Below are 854 nucleotides of genomic sequence, written 5' to 3'. Positions count from 1 at the left end.
ACCATCGGCCGCATCATCGACCTCTTCCCGCCCACCGAGTGCGCCAACTACTTCAGCGCGGCAGGGTACGACGCAACCTGATGGGATTCCGCTCTAGGGTATTTGTTTCTAGTAAGGTCGTACTGATCGGCGGTAATCTCGACATTCCTCTCTCTAGGAGTGTTTTTTGACCACTGCTTGGTAGCCCGCCATGCACGATTGTCCGAATGAAAGGCACGATGCTCATTTGCATCCATTGATGTTAGTTTCTGGCGGGGGTCTCCGCCGTATTGTTTTGGATCACTGTGATGACCATGCCTCTTGCCGTCACTTGCGCCAAAAGGTTTGTAGCCGCCTGTGATCGAACTGACCGCCCGCTTATTCTGCCTCTCAATTTCACCTTGAAGCTTCTGCGAAAAATCCCGATCAATCTGTTTCGAAAGCCTTTGCATGGCATTCTTTGGATCGTTGAACAGCCTATCTTTGTGCAGGGCATCGCCGATCGCAGAGAATTCACCCCAAAGTTCTTGATCTTTATCTCCGGCAGATCCGATTTCCTTCCATCGCTGACGCAGTTCGGCAAAAGCTTTTCGTGCTTCCCGACTGTCTTGCAATTGAAGGAGCTCATTGCCCTTGCTTATCAGGCGCCGCTTAACGTCTGCATTTGCAGCCAGTTCCCGCACGCGCTTTTCTCGAAATTGTTCGCGCGCAGTGAAGAATTTCTGTTGAGCCGCTTGAAATTCGTCCCAAAGTTCATTGTCAGAATCTTTGCCTGAGAGTCCGTCCCGGAACTCATGACGCTCGCGCGATGCGGCGGATAAGAACCATGGCGGCGGCTGCGTAGAGGAAGGCCGTCGCGGAGGCGATGGTGGCTT

At 52.8% G+C, this 854-nt stretch carries 1 pseudogene; it reads right to left on the bottom strand.

The window, feature by feature from the left end:
- Positions 1 to 47 precede the first annotated feature (47 nt).
- Positions 48 to 722: pseudogene (locus tag ACFPN9_RS28745) on the bottom strand (DUF349 domain-containing protein); the annotation flags it as partial.
- Between the last annotated feature and the right edge of the window lie 132 nt (positions 723 to 854).

It is taken from the genome of Allobosea massiliensis (genome assembly GCF_042655245.1).
Classification (GTDB): domain Bacteria; phylum Pseudomonadota; class Alphaproteobacteria; order Rhizobiales; family Beijerinckiaceae; genus Allobosea; species Allobosea massiliensis.
This window is presented reverse-complemented; position numbering and strand designations above follow the sequence as displayed.